Source organism: Kitasatospora sp. NPDC054939 (genome assembly GCF_053610105.1).
On the sequence record NZ_JBSGXP010000285.1, the window covers coordinates 1 to 3094 of the forward strand.

Below are 3094 nucleotides of genomic sequence, written 5' to 3' on the forward strand. Positions count from 1 at the left end.
TCGAGGTGGCCGATGTTGCCCTTGAGCGAGCCGATGGTGCAGGAACCGGTGCCGCCGAACGCCCGGGACAGCGCCTGCACCTCGATCGAGTCGCCGATCACGGTGCCGCTGCCGTGGGTCTCGACGTAGTCGATGTCCTCCGGGTCGACCTCTGCGGCGGCCAGGGCCTCCGCGATCACCTCGGCCTGGCCGGCGACGGTCGGCGCCGTGAAGCTCGCCTTGACCCCGCCGTCGTTGTTGACGGCCGACCCCTTGATCACGGCGTGGACGGTGTCGCCGTCGGCGAGCGCGTCCTCCAGCCGCTTCAGCACGACCACGCCGACGCCGTTGCCGAAGACGGTTCCCCGGGCGTCCGCGTCGAACGGGCGGATGCGACCGTCCGGGGAGAGGAAGGCCCCCTCTTGGTAGAGGTAGCCGGTGTTCTCGGGGACCTTGTAGGAGACCGCGCCCGCAAGGGCCATGTCGCACTCGTAGTTGAGCAGGCTCTGGCAGGCGGCGTGCAGTGCGACCAGCGAGCTGGAGCAGGCGGTCTGGACCGGGAAGCCCGGGCCGCGCAGGTCGAGCTTGTACGACACCCGGCTGGTCAGGAAGGCGAGTTCGAAGCCCAGGCCGACGTTCTCGCCCTTGATCTCCTCGCCCTGCTCCAGGTTGCTGAGGATGTTCCCGAGGTAGGCGGTGGTGCTGGCGCCGCCGAAGACGCCGACGCTGCCGTCGTACCGGGCGGCGTCGTAGCCGGAGTTCTCCAGCGCGGACCAGGCCGTCTCCAGGAAGAGGCGGTGCTGCGGGTCCATGATCTTGGCCTCGCGGGCGGTGTACCCGAAGAACTCCGCGTCGAACAGGCCGATGCCCTCGAAGCGCGGGGCGGCCTTGACGTAGTTCGGCTGCCCGTGGACCTCGGGGGGCACCCCGGCCTCGGCCAGCTCCTCGTCCGTCAGGGCGACGATCGACTCGACGCCGTCGCGCAGGTTCGACCAGAACTCGGTCAGGTCTCCGGCGCCGGGGAAGCGCCCGGCCATCCCGATGATCGCGACACCGTCCCGCTCCGGGAGATCCGTGGATTCAGTGGTCATCATTCGCCCCTTGCCGTGCGCCGCCGCTGCTGGCGCCGCCGCTGCTGCATCTTCTCTCTGCGGTCCTCAAGTGCCCTGATGCTGTTGTCTGTTGCCTGCTGGACGGGCTGCTCGACCAGGCCGGCCAGGTGGGCGACCGTCAGCCCCTCGTACAGGTCGCCGAGGGTGAGCTTCGCGCCCAGCCTCGTGTTGACGGTGCTCACCAGCTGGATGGCGATCAGGGAGTTGCCGCCCAGATCGAAGAAGCTGTCCTGGATGCCGACCTTCTCGATGCCCAGCAGGTCCTGCCACACCTCGCAGACCGTGCGCTCGGTGTCGCTGCGCGAGGCCACGAACTCGGTGAGGATGTCCGGGCGTTCGTGCGCGGCGGCGGCGGGCTCCGGGGCGGTGTCCTGGTCCAGCGAGAAGGCGCTCGCGAAGAGCGCCGCGAGCTCGGCGGGCGACACGACGACCTGCGACTCCGAGGCGCCGGCCAGGACGGTGTCGAGGGCCCGCAGCCCTTCGGCGGTCGACATGGCGCGCTGGTCCACCCGCTCGACGCCGGACGGCGTGGCGGGGCTGGCCGCCATGCCGACCTCCCGCCACGGGCCCCAGTCGATCGAGATCACCCGCCGCCCGCGGCCGCGGTCCTGGGCGAAGGCGTCGAGGAAGCAGTTGGCGGCGCAGTAGTCGACCTGGCCGACGCTGCCGATGTTGGCGCCGTTCGAGCCGAACAGGACCAGGAAGTCCAGCTCCTGGTCCGCCAGGGCCTCCTCCAGCACCAGGGTGCCGCGCACCTTGGGCCGCAGCACCTCGGCCGCCGCCTGGAGGTCCTTGAGCTGGATCAGGCCGCCGCCGGCGACGCCCGCCGTGTGGAAGGCGCCGTGGACGGAACCCCAGCGCAGGGTGGTCTGCCGGACGGCCTCGCTCATCGCGGCCGGGTCGGTCACGTCGGCCTGGAGCACCAGGAGCTCCGCGCCCGCGTCCCGCAGCCGGACCAGGGTCCGTACGGTCTCGGTGAGCCGGCCCTGGCCCGGATTGCGGGCGAGCCACGCGTCCCAGTCGGCGGCGTCCGGCAGCCGGGTGCGCGCGGTGAGCGCGACCCGGGCGCCCGCGGCCGCGAGGTGCTCGGCCAGGGCCAGGCCCAGGCCGCCGGTGCCGCCGGTGACCAGGTAGACACCGCCCCGGCGCACCACCGGCGACCCGTCGGGCCGGGGCAGCGGCCGCGGTAGGAAGTGCTGGGACCAGCGGTGGCCGCCCCGGTGGGCGACCGTCTCTGGGCCCGGCTCCGGCTCAACGGCCAACTCGGCTACGAGCCGGTCCAGTTGGGCCGAGGTGGGGGCCCCGTGGCAGTCGAGGTCGACGCTGCGGCAGGTGGTGCCGGGCAGTTCGCGGGGCAGCACGCGGCACGGGCCCAGCAGGGTGGCCTTCAGCGGTGCGAGCGCCTCGGCGCCGGTGACGTCGTGCAGCCCGTTGCTGAGCACCCAGATCCGGCGCGGCTCGCCGTCCGGCTGGCGGACGAGGGCCTGGGCGAGGCGGATCAGGCTCTCGAAGCCGTGCTGGAGGCTGCCCTCCTCGCCCGGCGCGGTGACGTTCCAGGCGTGGACGATGCGGCTGGGCAGGCCGGCGGGGCCCGCCCGCAGCGCGTCGATCAGCCGCTCGTAGCCGGCCCCGTCGGCCGGGTCGATGCTGTACCGGCCGTCCCCCGACTCGGACCAGGCGTCGGCCGCCGCCACCACGGTGACGGTGGCGCCGCCGGAGCGCAGCCGCTCGGCGAGCGCCTCGCCCACGCCCAGCCCGTCGGCGAAGACCAGCCAGTGACGGTCGTGGTCCGGCCGCACCCCGGCGGGGAGGGCGGCCCGCTGCCAGGACGGGGCGTAGAACCAATCCTGGATGTCGTCGCGGCGCGCGGTGCCGGCGCTGCCGAGGACCGGTGCCGAGGTCTGCCGGTCCAGCCAGTAGCGCTTGTGTTGGAAGGGGTAGGTGGGCAGGGGGATGCGGCGGCGCTGCTGGAGGGCGTAGTAGTTGGTCCAGTTGGGGGTGGT

Annotated in this window: 2 protein-coding genes; both read right to left on the minus strand. The window is 73.1% G+C overall.

Annotated elements, in window-relative coordinates; translation table 11 throughout:
- The coding region (locus tag ACWGB8_RS38255) for a beta-ketoacyl synthase N-terminal-like domain-containing protein (protein ID WP_452218262.1) at nucleotides 1-1070 on the minus strand (1070 nt) is incomplete at its 3' end.
- Nucleotides 1070-3094, minus strand: a 2025-nt coding sequence (locus ACWGB8_RS38260) for an SDR family NAD(P)-dependent oxidoreductase (RefSeq protein WP_452218263.1), incomplete at its 5' end; no start/stop codon positions are given. The genes ACWGB8_RS38260 and ACWGB8_RS38255, both read right to left, overlap by 1 nt.